This window comes from Opitutaceae bacterium, assembly GCA_041395105.1.
Classification (GTDB): domain Bacteria; phylum Verrucomicrobiota; class Verrucomicrobiia; order Opitutales; family Opitutaceae; genus B12-G4.
Window position 1 is genome coordinate 1514148 of sequence record JAWLBB010000001.1, and the last position, 13150, is coordinate 1527297.

The window sequence follows — 13150 nt, forward strand, 5'->3', positions numbered from 1 at the left end:
CGCGGCAAGAGACTGCCGCGGCTACATTTCGTGATCCCTCCTGAATTCCCCTTAACTCAGTGCCATTCGGGTCAGGATTGAATGGCACCAAGCCACAATTCTGATCTTCCGCATTTGTGCAGCCACCTCGCTGTGTCGAGGTGCCCTTTACCTCTCGGAAACGCCGACGCAGCGGCGTGGCTACAATCCAGATCGGTCCTGACTCCCTCTAGAGTGAGTGTATCGCCGATTTGCTGACGGCCATGCCCGCTTCCTTGAGGGCTTCCGACATCGTCGGATGGGCATGGACGGTGCGGGCGAGGTCTTCGGCGCTGCCGCCGTATTCCATGTGGGCGACGGCTTCGGCGATCAGCTCCGATGCGTGGCGCGCGATGATCTGGACGCCGAGTATCCGGTCGGTCCTTGCGTCGGCGATCACCTTGACGAATCCGTCGGTTGAGCCGGTGGCGAGGGCGCGTCCGTTGGCCCCGATGGGGAATTTCCCGACGGCGACCTCGATGGACCTGTCTTTGGCCTGGGCTTCGGTGATTCCCACACCGGCCACTTCGGGATCGGTGTAGATGACGTTCGGGATGACGTCGTAGTTGACGTGACCGGCCCGCCCGGCGAGCCGCTCCGCGACCGCGACGCCTTCCTCCTCACCTTTGTGCGCGAGCATCGGTCCGGCGACGAGGTCGCCAATGGCGTAGATGGAATCGACCGAGGTCTTCAGGTGGGCGTCGGTCCTGACCCGGCCGGCCCGGTCCAGCTCGATGCCGACGGATTCAAGACCCAGGTCGTGGGTGAAGGGTCGACGCCCGACCGCAACGAGGATCTTGTCGGCTTCGAAGGTCAATTCCTTGCCATCGCGCTCCGCTTTCAGGACGGCCCTGTTCTTTCCGGAGCCCTTCTCCCAACCGGTCACCTTGGCGGAAAGCTCAAGGCGCAGGCCCTGTTTCTTGAGGGAGCGTTCGAGATGGCGTCCGATATCTTCGTCGTATCCGGCGGCGGCGCGTGGGAGGAATTCAACTACGGTCACCTCGCTGCCGAGGCGCGACCAGACCGAGCCGAGCTCGAGACCGATGGCGCCGGCCCCGACCACGACCAGCTTCCCGGGAACGGAGTCAAAGGCGAGGGCTTCCTCGCTTGAGATGATGGTGGAACCATCGAAGGGCACGCTGGGCAGCTCGATCGGGATCGAGCCGGTGGCGAGAATGATGTGCCCGGCCTCGAGGTCTTCGATGCCTCCGGCGGTCGTGACCTGGACGGAGTGCGGACCGGTCAGTCGGCCGGTTCCCTCGATGCGATGGATATTCCGCTTGGTCACGAGGGTGTCGACGCCCTTGACCAGGCCGGAAACGACGGACTCCTTGCGCTTCATCATGGCGGCGAGATCCAGCTGCACCTTTCCGGTCCTGATGCCCACTGCGGCGGCATCGTGGGCGGCGAAGTGAAACTGTTCGCTGAGGTGGAGGAGGGCCTTGCTCGGGATGCAGCCGATGTTCAGGCAGGTTCCGCCCAGGGTCTTGCGTTTCTCGATCAGGGCAGTCTTCAGCCCGAGTTGGGCGGCGCGGATGGCGGCGACATAGCCGCCGGGTCCGGCACCGATTACGACGAGGTCAAAGGATTGGTTTGGCACAGTTGAGGGTGTTGGAAGTGGGAAGGATCAGGGAGTGGGCCTGTCCGTGAAGGACACGAAGGTGGGGAGGGAGTTGAACTCGAAGGTAACGAAGGAACGAAGGCCTCCTGCTCGTAGAGCCATACAGCTCGGAGAAACGCGGCTTACGGGTTTGTTTTTGAGTGAGGGATTCCTCGGTTCTATCCACGAAGGACACGAAGGAAAGGGGGGAGTTGAGGCCACGAAGAGGCACAGAGAGACACGAAAAGGAGAGGGAAACTACCAAGAATCAAAGAACGGAAGGGAGGAATTTGGAGGATTGATGAGGTTGGGTGCTACGGATTCTTCCTTATGATTCTTTCGTTCTTTGTGTTTTTCGAATTCCGGGTTGGGCTTCGAATCGAGGCGTAAAGCCTCTCCTACAGTCCTCCGACCATCGTCCAGGTCCACCAGCGTAGTTCTTCAGGCCGGACACTACACGCCGATGACGAGACGGGCGGGATCTTCGATCGCCTCCTTGACCTTGACCAGGAAGGTGACGGCTTCGCGGCCGTCGATCAGGCGGTGGTCGTAGGAAAGGGCCAGGTACATCATCGGCCGAATGACGACCTGTCCATCCCGTGCGACCGGTCGATCCTGGATGCTGTGCATGCCGAGAATACCCGCCTGGGGCGGGTTGATGATCGGGGTGGAGAGCAGGGAACCGAAGACGCCCCCGTTGGAAACGGTGAAGACGCCTCCATCCAGGTCCTGGATGGTGATCTTTCCGTCACGGGCCTTCTGGGCAAAGGCCGCCAGTTCCTTCTCGATCTCGGCGAGGGAGAGTTGGTCGCAATTGCGCAGCACCGGGACGAGCAGTCCTTTATCCGTGGATACGGCGACACCGAGATCGAAGTAGTGCTGGGTGACGATGGAGTCGCCGTCGAGCCGGCTGTTGACGGCCGGGACTTCCTTGAGGGCGTGGACGATGGCCTTGATGAAAAAGGACATGAACCCGAGCTTGATCCCGTGACGCTTGGAGAAGGTCTCCTGATAGCGGGAACGGAGATCCTTGACCGCGCTCATGTCGACCTCGTTGAAGGTGCTGAGGATGGCGGCCTCCTGCTGGGAGGTGACCAGGCGTTCGGCGATCCGTTTGCGCAGGGGCGACATCTTCCTCCGGGTTTCCCGATCGGTCGGGGAGGCGCTGCCTGCTGATGGGGTGGTGACGGGGACTTCCCGGGCCTGAGCCGGGGGAGGGGCGTCGGCTTTTGCAGGGGTGGGTCCGGGCTTCCCGGATGCCTTGACCGCCTCGAGCATGTCGCCCTTGGTCACGCGTCCGCCCTTGCCGCTGCCGGGGACGGCGGCCGGATCGACTCCGGACTCCCCGGCAATCCTGCGAACGGCTGGAGAAATGGCGCCGGATGGGGCCGTTCCTGCCGCGGTTTCGGGAGCCTTGGGCTCGGCTTGGGGTGCTGCCGTGCCTGCATCGCCGGCCTTCTGATCCGGATCGATGGTGGCGATCTTCTGTCCGATTTCCACTTCGGCGCCTTCCTCCACCTCGATGGAGAGGCGTCCGTCGGATTCGGCCACCCCCTCGGAGGTGATCTTGTCCGTCTCGAGCTCATAGAGGATCTGGTCGCGTTTGACGAAGTCGCCGTCCTTGGCGTGCCAGGCGGCGAGGATGCCTCCGGTGATGGATTCCCCCATGGAGGGGATTTTGACGTCGATGGCCATTGGAAGGATTCAGTTGAAGGCGGCCTTGAGGAGTTCCGCCAGTTCGTATTTGTGATGGGCGAGGGAACCGACCGCGGTGCTGGCGCTCCGGTCCCGACCGGCGTAGGTGAAGTCGCGTTGAAAGAGGTCCATGAGTTCGGGTTGGATATAGGTCCAGGCGCCCATGTTCTTCGACTCCTCCTGGCACCAGATCCAGGAGGTGGCCTGCCGATGGGCATGAACGGCCTGTTTGAGCGCCTCCTTGTTCAGCGGGTAAAGCTGTTCGACCCGGATGATGGCGGTGTCGTTGATCTTGTTCTCGGTCCGGTAGGCGTTGAGATCGTAGTAGACCTTGCCGCTGCAGAGAATGACCCGCCTGGCCTTTTTCGGTGCGTTCGGGTCGACCAGAATATCGCAGAAGGAGCCATCGGTCAGCTCATCCCAGGAAGAGACGGCGTCCTTGTGGCGCAGGAGACTCTTGGGTGCCATCACGATGAGGGGTTTGCGGAAGGAACGCTTCATCTGTCGGCGGAGCAGGTGATACATCTGGGCGGGGGTGGTCGGGTTGCAGACCTGGATATTGTTTTCCGCACAGGCTTGAAGAAAGCGCTCCAGGCGGGCGGAGGAGTGCTCGGGTCCCTGCCCCTCGTAGCCGTGGGGCAGGAGGAGGACGATCCCGCTGACGCGCTGCCACTTGGATTCGCTGCAGGTGATGAACTGATCGATGACGACCTGGGCGCCGTTGGCGAAGTCGCCAAACTGGGCTTCCCAGAGGCAGAGCATCTGGGGATAATCGAGGGAGTAGCCGAAATCGAATCCGAGCACGGCAGCTTCCGAAAGAAGCGAATTGTAGACGCAGAAGCGGGCCTGTTGGGAATCGAGATGGAGGAGGGGAACATAACGTTCGCGCGTCTCGATATCGTGAAGGGCGGCATGGCGCTGGCTGAAGGTGCCACGCTCGCTGTCCTGACCGGAAAGGCGGATGGGGGTGCCCTCGACCAGGAGGGTCCCGAAGGCAAGGGCTTCGCCGAAGGCCCAATCGATCGGGGTCCGGTTCTCGAAGCCGTCGAGTCGGTTCTTCAGGAACCGCTTCAGCTTGGGGTTGATCTTGAAACCTTCGGGAATCCGGGTGAGACCGCGGGTCACCTTCTCGAGGAGATCGAGCGCAACCCGGGTTTTGACCGGTTCAAATGAATAGGGAGGCTGGAAGGTGGCGGTCGATCCTTCGAAGGGATTGACCTTCTGGTTGGCTTCCTCCTGGGCTTTCTTCGCCCGGGCGAGGGCGGCTTCAAGGGATTCGCGGTACTCTTCCTCGATTGCCTTGACCTCCTCCTGCGTCATGGTGCCGGACTCAACGAGCTGGGCGGTCATGATCTGGCTGATCGGCGGGTGCTTGGCGATCTTCTGGTAGAGAATGGGCTGGGTGAACATCGGCTCGTCGGTCTCATTGTGTCCGTGTTTGCGGTAACAGACCATGTCGATGACCACATCCCGCTGGAACTTCTGGCGGAATTCGAGGGCGGCCTCGACTGCGAGAACGACGTGAAGCGGGCTGTCGCCGTTCACGTGAAAGATGGGCGCCTCGATCATCTTGGCGATGTCGGTGCAGTAGTGGGTGGAGCGGGCTTCGGTCGGTGTCGTGGTGAAGCCGATCTGGTTGTTGACCACGATGTGGATGGTGCCACCTGTCCGGTAGCCGGGAAGCTGCGAGAAATTGAAGACCTCGGCGACGATGCCCTGGCCGGCGAATGCGGCGTCGCCGTGAATCAGAACGGGAATGACGAGTTTGCGGTCGAGGTCGCCGCGCAGACGCTGGCGGGCGCGGGTCTTGCCTTGGACGACCGGGTCGACTGCCTCCAGATGACTCGGGTTGGCCGCGAGGCAGATGTCGACTTCCGGGCCGAGTTTGCTCTGGATGGTCGACTCGTATCCGAGGTGGTATTTCACGTCGCCGTCTCCGGCCACGGTATCCGCGATATAATTCTCCTCAAACTCGCGGAAGATGAACTCGTAGGACTTCTTGATGGTATTCGCGAGGACGTTGAGTCGGCCGCGGTGGGCCATGCCGAGGACGATTTCCTTGGGTCCGAGCAGGGCACAGTGTTCAATCAGGGCATCGAGGGCCGGGATGAGGGTCTCGCCGCCTTCGAGCGAAAAGCGTTTTTGGCCGGTATGCCGGGTCTGGAGAAAGGATTCAAAGGTTTCGGCGGCGTAGATTTTTCGAAGGATCCGAATCTGCTTCTCGGCCGGGTAGTCGGGGGTCGAGCGGATCGGCTCCAGCCGGTTCTGGATCCAGCGGCGAGCCTTCGTGTCCTGCATGTGGATGTATTCGATCCCGAGCTTGCCGCAGTAGGTCGCCTTGAGTCCCTCAATGATGGTGGAAAGTCGCATCGGACCACCGCCGAGGTAATGCCCGCTGTCGAAGACCGACTCGAGGTCCGCTTCAGTGAGATCGAACTCACCGAGCGCGAGCCGGGGATCGGGCGGCGGCTTATCGGAAAGGGGGTCGATGTCCGCCTGGGCGTGCCCGAGGGTCCGGTAGCCGTAGATCAGGCTGTCAACCTGGGATTGTTTGTGTCCGTCCACCACGGCGGATGCCGTCACCCCGGTCCGTCCGCCGTTGGCCGCGAGCTCAAATCCCTCAAAAAAGGAGCGCCAGGAAGCGTCGACCGAGGACGGGTCGTTTCGCCAGCTCTCGTAGTAGGTGTCGATCAGTTCGAGGTTCGAACGGTTTGCGTAGGTTGTCATCGGATGAGGGAAAAAGGAATAGCCTCTGGTTTGACGGCGGCAAGCCAGAGGGAATCAACAGTGTTCAGGACACTTAATGATGCGCAAGGATTGACCGGGAGGCAAACCCCGTGATCTTTCGGGTCTGCCGCGGAGGACTCCCGATCGACCGCGCTTGGTGCTTGATTGATCCAAAGTGTTGATTATCAAAATAGTAATACGGAAATAACTCCAGATGGAAAACGAGATTAAAGCCGCCCTAATCCGCTTGCTCAAAGGCATTAAGGATTCTGATACACAGGAAACACTGGACGGGATGGATGCCTTGGAGGCGTTGTCTGCGGAGTATCGCGGAAAGATGCACCCGCAGCTGGCCCATTTTCTTGAACGGCGCAGCTATGCCAAGGCGCTCGATTTTCTTGGTGGCGAGGGGGTTGTCACGCGGGGTAGGTGTGCGCCGCGCTGAGCGGGCGGGAGGGCAGAGTTGATGAGTGCGAGCGAAAAACCGAACAGGATTCCGACGAGCGGGAACCAGGTTTCCCTGTCGCAGAATCCGTTTGCGGGTCTGGAGGCGGAGGGATTGCCGGTGGCGCCGGTTCGGTCGGCAGCCTCCGGGGAGGCGGGTGCGGGCAGGTCCCGGCGCGAGAAGAAGCCGGGGTGGCGTGGGCGGGTTGATGTGCGTCGGGAGTCGGCCGGACGCGGTGGAAAGATCGTCACGGCGGTCGACGGGTTTCAGAAGATCTCCAAGCCGGAGATCGAGGACATGCTGCGGGAGATGCAGCGGAAGACCGGATCGGGTGGAACACTCAAGGCGGGTCGGATTGAGCTTCAGGGAGACCGGGTCGAGGCGGTCCTGGAGATACTCGTGACTCACGGATTCCGTCCGGTGCGGGCGGGTGGGTGAGGGGTGGAGGTGCCGCCGGGCGGTGGACTTCGACGATCGGAGACCTGAGATCGGGGCAGGGCTGTGTCAGGACGGGTCCCGCAGCTTTTCCGCCAGGGCCAGGGCGGAACGGGAGCGGTTCAGAATGTAGAGGTGATAGCCGGGTGCACCTTTGGCGAGAAGCTCCTCGATCTGGGTGGCCGCCCAATTGACGCCGACATCCTCCACTTGCCGGGCGTCACTCCCGGCCTTTTCCAGAAGGTAGACCAGCTCCCGCGGCAGGGTCGCGCGGCACATTTCGGTGAAACGGACGATCTGCTTGAGGGAGAGGACGGGCATCAATCCGGGAACGATCGGGATCGTGATCCCGATGGAACGGCACCGCTCCACAAACCGGAAGTAGACCGAGTTGTCGAAAAAGAGTTGGGTGGTGATGAAGGAGGCGCCGGCATCAACCTTGGTCTTGAGATGGGCCAGGTCTTCGGACTCCGAACGCGCTTCCGGATGCTTTTCCGGATAACCGCCGACCCCGATGCAGATATCCGGGTGGCGGTTGTGAATCAGGGCGACCAGATCGCTCCCGTAACGGAGTCCGGAGGGATCCGGCCGAAAAGTGACCTCGCCCTTGGGAGGATCACCCCGCAGGGCCATGATATTGCGGAAGCCGTTCCGATGGATTCCATCGACGGTTTCCTCGAGTTCCAGCCGGGTGGCGCCCACGCAAGTCAGGTGAGGCATGACGACGAAGCCCATATCCCGTCGAAGGAGCTCGGAGGCGGTGGCCGACCGGTCCCGGGTGGTGCCCCCGGCCCCGTAGGTGACGGAAGCGAAATACGGTTTGATCGCGGTGAGCGCATCCGCCGTGGCCCGCAGGGCGCCGAAACCGGAATCGTCCTTCGGTGGAAAGAACTCAACCGAGTGGATGGGCTCTTCGGTGTCGAAGAGATCGGAAATCCTGGGATCAGAAGTCACAAAACATATCAAAACATCTAAATATGTTGATATGTAAAGTCAATTTGGTGGATTCAGAGGGGGCATGTGGGGAGGGGATTCACACCCGCTTCGCGTAGAGGCTGTTATGCACTTTCAGCGTGGATGACCCTGTACGAACAGCCCGCCAAGGCGTCAGATGCGAAGAAATGTAGCAACGCCGCTGTGTCGGCGTTCTCGAGGCAAGGGAACACTCCGACGCAGCGAAGTGGCTACACCAGACCAGCAATGACTTGCGAAAGTGACCATGAATTCAAAGTGCATAACAGCCTCTAAGGAACGAAGGTAACGAAAGGGGGAGAGAGGGTGTGTCTCTTAAGAATACCGGATGCGGGGGCGCGCCAGGTTCGTCGGGCCCTGACTTCCGACCTCTGACCGGTTTCGTCTACCTCCTGGCTTCTGCGTCGACCATTTGGCCGTCTTTTTCGACTTTGAGGCGGAGTTGGCCGCAGGCGGCGGCGATGTCGTGTCCTTTTTCCCGGCGGATGGTCACGGAGACGCCCTGGGATTTGAGGAGGCCGAGGAAGCGGTCCTGGCGTCGGAGGCTCGGGCGTTTCCAGTCGAGGCCATCGACGGTATTGTAGGGGATGAGGTTGACATGGGCGTGGAGGTCCAGGGCGATTTCGGCCAGTCGTTCCGCCTGTTCGATGGAGTCATTGACGTCTTCGATCAGGATGAATTCCAGGGTCAGCATCCGCCCATGCCGGCGGGAAAAGGTCCGGACGGCCGGCAGCAGTTCTTCGAGGGGGTATTTGCGGTTGATCGGCATGATCTGGTCCCGGACCTCGTTGGTTGCGCCGTGAAGACTGATGGCGAGGCGGAAGCCGAGGGGTTCCTCGGCGAGCCTGAGGATCTGGGGGACCAGGCCCGAGGTCGAAATAGTGACCCTGCGGGCGCCGAAGCCCAGCCCGAGGGGGTCGTTGGCGATGGTCAGGGCCTGGATGAGATTGTCATAATTGGCGAGAGGTTCACCCATGCCCATGACCACGATATTGTCGAAGGAAGCAAGTGACGGGTCGGCCCGCATCGTCCGATCGTCTTCCCCGGCGCAGACTTCGAGAAGCTGGGCGACGATCTCGCCGGTGGAGAGATCGCGCTTCCATCCGGCGAGACCCGACGCACAGAATCGACACCCGTAGGCGCAGCCGACCTGGGTTGAGATGCAGATCGTCTTGCGGGACTCGTCCCGGCCAACCCCGGATTGGGGTGCACGGATGATGACCGTCTCGATGAGGGATCCGTCCCTGAGCTGGAGCAGGAGTTTGTCCGTGATGTCGTCCGACGTTCGGCTCAGGATGCGCCGGGCCGGCTGGAAGTCGAAGGTCTCCCCCAGCCAGGTCCGCAGCGGTCGGGAAAGATTGGTCATCGAATCCCAGTCACGCACCCTTTTCTGGTAAAGCCACTCGAAGACCTGGCGGGCGCGGAAGGCCGGCTGGCCGACGGCCGCGAGGGCTTCGGTCAGGGAGGCGATGGATTCGCCCTGGATGGGTCTTTTTTCCGGTATGAATTTCACGATTGGAAAATCCCGGCGCAGGTTGCACAAAGGTGCCGTTCCGCCGAGCCACCAAGAACGATGATTGAGAGACCGACCGCAAACAAGAACGCAATCCGTCGACCGGTAGTCCGCCTTGCCCCGGCCGCTCGGGTGCCGGTGGCCACACCCTGCTGATCGTGTCGATTCTCCACCGCTATATTTTCAGGAGTGTGGTCTCCACCTGTCTGGGGGCGATAGGCGTGCTCGTCTTCATCCTGGTTCTCGGGAATGCGATGCGGGATCTTTTCAAGCTCTTTTCCCAGGGTCAGCTCTCCCTCGCCACCTCGGGTGAGATGATCCTGCTGCTCATTCCGTTCGTGCTTTCCTACGCACTCCCGCTCGGGGTGCTGACCGGAGTGCTTCTGACCCTGGGGCGACTCTCGGCCGACCGGGAGGTCATCGCGATGCGTTCGGCCGGGATCGGCCTTGTCCGGATGAGTGCGCCGATCATCTTTGTCGCGGTGCTCGGGGTGGCGGTCAGTCTCGTCATGAATTTCCACTACGCACCCAATGCCAAGGCGCGTTATGGGGAGATCATCCGGGACGCGGTCAAGAAGAACCCGCTCAGTTTCATTGTCGAGCGTTCATTTATTCGGGAGTTTCCCGGCTATATCATCTATGTCGGGAGCAAGCAGGACAACCAGCTGGGCGACTTCTGGATCTGGGAGCTGGACAACCGGAAGCGGGCGGTGAAATTCATCCGGGCTCAGTCGGGGCGTTTCGAATACGACGAAAAGGACAATTACCTCATCCTGGTCCTGAACCAGGGCCAGTCGGAATTCCGAAGCACCGATTCACCGGAGGATTTCTCGGAAATGCGCCCGATCCTCGCATTTGACCGGGCCAGCATTCAGCTGCCGCTGCGGCAGATCTTCGGTCGTCAGGAGGTGAAGAAACGCATCGGGGACATGAACCTGCCCGAGCTGCTCGCCGAATTCAGGCGATTGGGCGATCCGGCGGAAAACCTGACCGAAGCGGAACGCAAGGACAGGCGCATGGACATCCGGCTGAACATTCACGAGGACCTCTCCCTTGCCTATTCGGTCTTCTCATTGACCCTGATCGGCATTCCGCTGGGCATTCAGGTCAGCCGGAAGGAGACCTCGGCCAATCTCGGTGTCGCGGTGGTCCTGGCGATGGGTTTCTATTTCATGATGAACATGGCCGGCCTGCTGGACAAATTCCCGCAGTACCGGCCCGATCTCATGCTCTGGGTCCCGAACATCCTTTTTCAGATACTCGGCTTTACCCTCTGTTATCGATTCGGACGGGCCTGACCCGAGCCAGGAGCGGAAACGCCGATAATCCGTTCAGTGCCCCTGTGTCTCCGTGAGAGATATCCGACAGGGAGTGGTTCTCACAGAGGCACGGAGGCACGGAGAAAGGAGGGGACGGGATGGGTTCCTCACCTTCGGCCAGGTGTTGATGGAGACTGGCAGCACGCGAATGAGGAGCAGAAACGTAATTGATTGGCTCTGTGCCTTTGTGTCTCCGTGAGAGATATCCGACAGAGAGTGGTTCTCACAGAGGCACGGAGGCACAGAGAAAGGAGAGGACGGGATGGGTTCCTCAGCTTTGGTCGGGTGTTGATGGAAACTGGCAGCACCCGAATGAGGAGCAGAAACGTAATTGATTGGCTCAGTGCCCCTGTGTCTCCGTGAGAGATATCCGACAGAGAGTGGTTCTCACAGAGGCACGGAGGCACAGAGAAAGGAGGGGACGGGATGGGTTCCTCAGCTTTGGTCGGGTCTGCTTCTCAGGACGGGTCAAAGACGGGGATTCCACTGGCTTCGGCCCGATTGAGAGCGCTGAGCACGGCGTTGATCGAGGCGATCTCGATGTTGGTATCCATGCCGGCGCCGTAGCAGGTCTGGCCGTTGCCGGCCCGGATCTGGATATAGGCGATCGCCTGGGAATCCGCGCCGGATCCGAGCGAGTGTTCGTTGTAGGAAGTGAGTTCGAACCGCCGGACGCCCTTGGCGGCGAGTCCGTGGACAAAGGCGTCGATCGGTCCGTTGCCGCGTCCCTCAATCCCGACGACTGCGCCCCGTATCCTCAACCGGGCTGAACAATCCACCTTCCGGTCCTCCGAGGTCTGAGTGCGGAAGCTCTCGAGTTGGAATGGACTGGTCCGGTTGATGTATTCGGCCATGAAGGCCTCGTAGACCTCCTCAGGATTGATCTCGAGCCCCTTGCGGTCGGCGAGCACATTGATGTGCTGGCCGAATTCGCGATGCATGCCCTTGGGCAGCTGGAATCCGAAAGTCTTGTCCATGACGTAGGCGACGCCGCCCTTGCCGGATTGACTGTTGATCCGGATGATGGCTCGGTAATTGCGCCCGATGTCCTTGGGATCGATTGGCAGATAGGGCACCTCCCAGAGTTCCGCGGGGTCCCCCGATTGGTGCGCAAGTCCCTTGTTGATCGCATCCTGGTGCGATCCGGAGAAGGCGGTGAAGACCAGTTCGCCTCCGTACGGATGCCGCGGCGCAACCTCCATCCGGGTGCAGCTCTCGTAGATCTCCCGGACCTGGTTGATATTGGAGAAGTCGAGCCGGGGATCGACTCCCTGGGTGTAGAGATTGAGCGCCACGGTGATGATATCCACGTTGCCGGTGCGTTCGCCGTTGCCGAAGAGGGTGCCTTCGACCCGGTCGGCTCCCGCCAGCAGACCCAATTCGGTCGCGGCCACGCCGGTTCCCCGGTCGTTGTGGGTGTGGAGGCTGATCAGGGTGGAATCCCGACGTTTCAGGTGACGGCAAAACCATTCGATCTGGTCGGCGTGAACATTGGGCGTGGCCACCTCTACCGTGGCCGGCAGGTTTAGGATGATGGGTTTCCCAGGTGAAGGATTCCAGATGTCGGTGACGGCCTCGCAGACTTCGAGGGCGAAATCGAGTTCGGTGCTGCTGAAACTCTCGGGAGAATACTCGAAGACAACCTCGGTTTCGGGAACGGTCGGTACGAGGCTCTTGACGAGGCGGGTACCGTCAACGGCGATCCGCTTGATCCCTTCGCGGTCCAGGTTGAAGACCAGGCGACGCTGGGCGGGGGAGGTGGAGTTGTAGAGGTGAACGATGGCGCGCCGGGCGCCGCTGATGGCCTCGAAGGTGCGGCGGATCAATTCCTCGCGGCTCTGGGTCAGGACCTGAATCGAGACGTCGTCCGGAATGAGGTCCTCATCGATCAGCCGGCGGATGAATTCGAATTCGATTGATGAGGCGGACGGGAAACCGACCTCAATCTCCTTGAAACCCAACTGGACGAGGGTTTCGAACAGTGCCAGTTTCTCCTCCACCCCCATGGGGATGGCGAGCGCCTGGTTGCCGTCCCGAAGGTCGACGCTGCACCAGTGGGGCGCGCGATCGATCGACCGCGACGGCCATTGCCGGTCGGGCAGATCGATTTTCGGGAAGGGTCGATACTTTTTGATGGGCTCTTTTTGCATGATCGTGGACGTGATATCGTCGACCAGAAGGAGGACCGGGGACCGTCGGAGCGGCGCCGGTGAGCCAGGAATGAATGCTCTCTGAAAACAGCAGGCCGCGCCGATCCCTTGCTAGGCAGGGGTAAGTCGATTCGCAGAAAGGCGAAGCAGGCGGGTCTGGGTCATGGTGGTCATTCGTCTGATTGGATTAGGTGCGTCGCGGGACCCTGTCAAGCGACCTTAAGCCGCTGATTCCCGACGTTGCCCGGAACACGTAACCTTTCGCGGCTTGCGGCG

9 protein-coding genes are annotated in these 13150 nt (G+C 61.0%); 3 read left to right on the plus strand and 6 right to left on the minus strand.

Going from position 1 to position 13150, the window contains the following annotated elements; all coding sequences use genetic code 11:
- Positions 1 to 208: 208 nt before the first annotated feature.
- From lpdA to R3F07_05985, 3 genes are all read right to left on the minus strand, one after another.
- Positions 209 to 1618 carry a dihydrolipoyl dehydrogenase gene (gene lpdA / locus R3F07_05975; GenBank protein ID MEZ5275908.1) on the minus strand — a complete coding sequence of 470 codons (1410 nt, stop codon included), beginning with the start codon at positions 1616 to 1618 and terminating at the stop codon, positions 209 to 211.
- Positions 1619 to 2071: 453 nt separating this feature from the next.
- On the minus strand, positions 2072 to 3313 hold the full coding sequence (odhB, locus tag R3F07_05980; GenBank protein ID MEZ5275909.1) for a 2-oxoglutarate dehydrogenase complex dihydrolipoyllysine-residue succinyltransferase: 1242 nt from the start codon (positions 3311 to 3313) through the stop codon (positions 2072 to 2074).
- Between the two features lie 9 nt (positions 3314 to 3322).
- Positions 3323 to 6040: a 2-oxoglutarate dehydrogenase E1 component gene (locus R3F07_05985; protein ID MEZ5275910.1), complete on the minus strand. Its 2718-nt coding sequence runs from the start codon at positions 6038 to 6040 to the stop codon at positions 3323 to 3325.
- A gap of 214 nt (positions 6041 to 6254) precedes the next feature.
- Between R3F07_05985 and R3F07_05990 the strand changes: the two genes are divergently transcribed.
- Both R3F07_05990 and R3F07_05995 read left to right on the plus strand, forming a co-directional pair.
- Positions 6255 to 6485: a hypothetical protein gene (locus tag R3F07_05990; protein MEZ5275911.1), complete on the plus strand. Its 231-nt coding sequence runs from the start codon at positions 6255 to 6257 to the stop codon at positions 6483 to 6485.
- Between the two features lie 21 nt (positions 6486 to 6506).
- Positions 6507 to 6923 (plus strand): translation initiation factor, encoded by a 417-nt coding sequence (locus R3F07_05995; GenBank protein ID MEZ5275912.1) that lies wholly within the window; start codon positions 6507 to 6509, stop codon positions 6921 to 6923.
- A 66-nt stretch (positions 6924 to 6989) separates the two neighbouring features.
- Here the strand turns inward: R3F07_05995 and metF are convergent, their stop codons facing one another.
- Together metF and rlmN are read right to left on the minus strand one after the other, a co-directional pair.
- Positions 6990 to 7874: a methylenetetrahydrofolate reductase [NAD(P)H] gene (gene metF / locus R3F07_06000; GenBank protein MEZ5275913.1), complete on the minus strand. Its 885-nt coding sequence runs from the start codon at positions 7872 to 7874 to the stop codon at positions 6990 to 6992.
- 403 nt (positions 7875 to 8277) lie between these two features.
- Positions 8278 to 9405 carry a 23S rRNA (adenine(2503)-C(2))-methyltransferase RlmN gene (gene rlmN / locus R3F07_06005; protein ID MEZ5275914.1) on the minus strand — a complete coding sequence of 376 codons (1128 nt, stop codon included), beginning with the start codon at positions 9403 to 9405 and terminating at the stop codon, positions 8278 to 8280.
- 158 nt (positions 9406 to 9563) lie between these two features.
- Between rlmN and R3F07_06010 the strand changes: the two genes are divergently transcribed.
- Entirely contained in the window at positions 9564 to 10703 is a 1140-nt protein-coding gene (locus tag R3F07_06010; protein MEZ5275915.1) for an LptF/LptG family permease, read from the plus strand.
- Between the two features lie 479 nt (positions 10704 to 11182).
- Here R3F07_06010 and leuA read toward each other — a convergent pair whose 3' ends face one another.
- Positions 11183 to 12874 (minus strand): 2-isopropylmalate synthase, encoded by a 1692-nt coding sequence (gene leuA, locus R3F07_06015; protein MEZ5275916.1) that lies wholly within the window; start codon positions 12872 to 12874, stop codon positions 11183 to 11185.
- Positions 12875 to 13150 lie beyond the last annotated feature (276 nt).

Excerpts from the sequence above, each read along its gene's own strand:
- odhB (MEZ5275909.1), bottom strand. The coding sequence starts at position 3,313 with ATGGCCATCGACGTCAAAATCCCCTCCATGGGGGAATCCATCACCGGA.
- R3F07_05985 (MEZ5275910.1), bottom strand. The coding sequence starts at position 6,040 with ATGACAACCTACGCAAACCGTTCGAACCTCGAACTGATCGACACCTAC.
- R3F07_05990 (MEZ5275911.1), top strand. The coding sequence starts at position 6,255 with ATGGAAAACGAGATTAAAGCCGCCCTAATCCGCTTGCTCAAAGGCATT.
- R3F07_05995 (MEZ5275912.1), top strand. The coding sequence starts at position 6,507 with ATGAGTGCGAGCGAAAAACCGAACAGGATTCCGACGAGCGGGAACCAG.
- leuA (MEZ5275916.1), bottom strand. The coding sequence starts at position 12,874 with ATGCAAAAAGAGCCCATCAAAAAGTATCGACCCTTCCCGAAAATCGAT.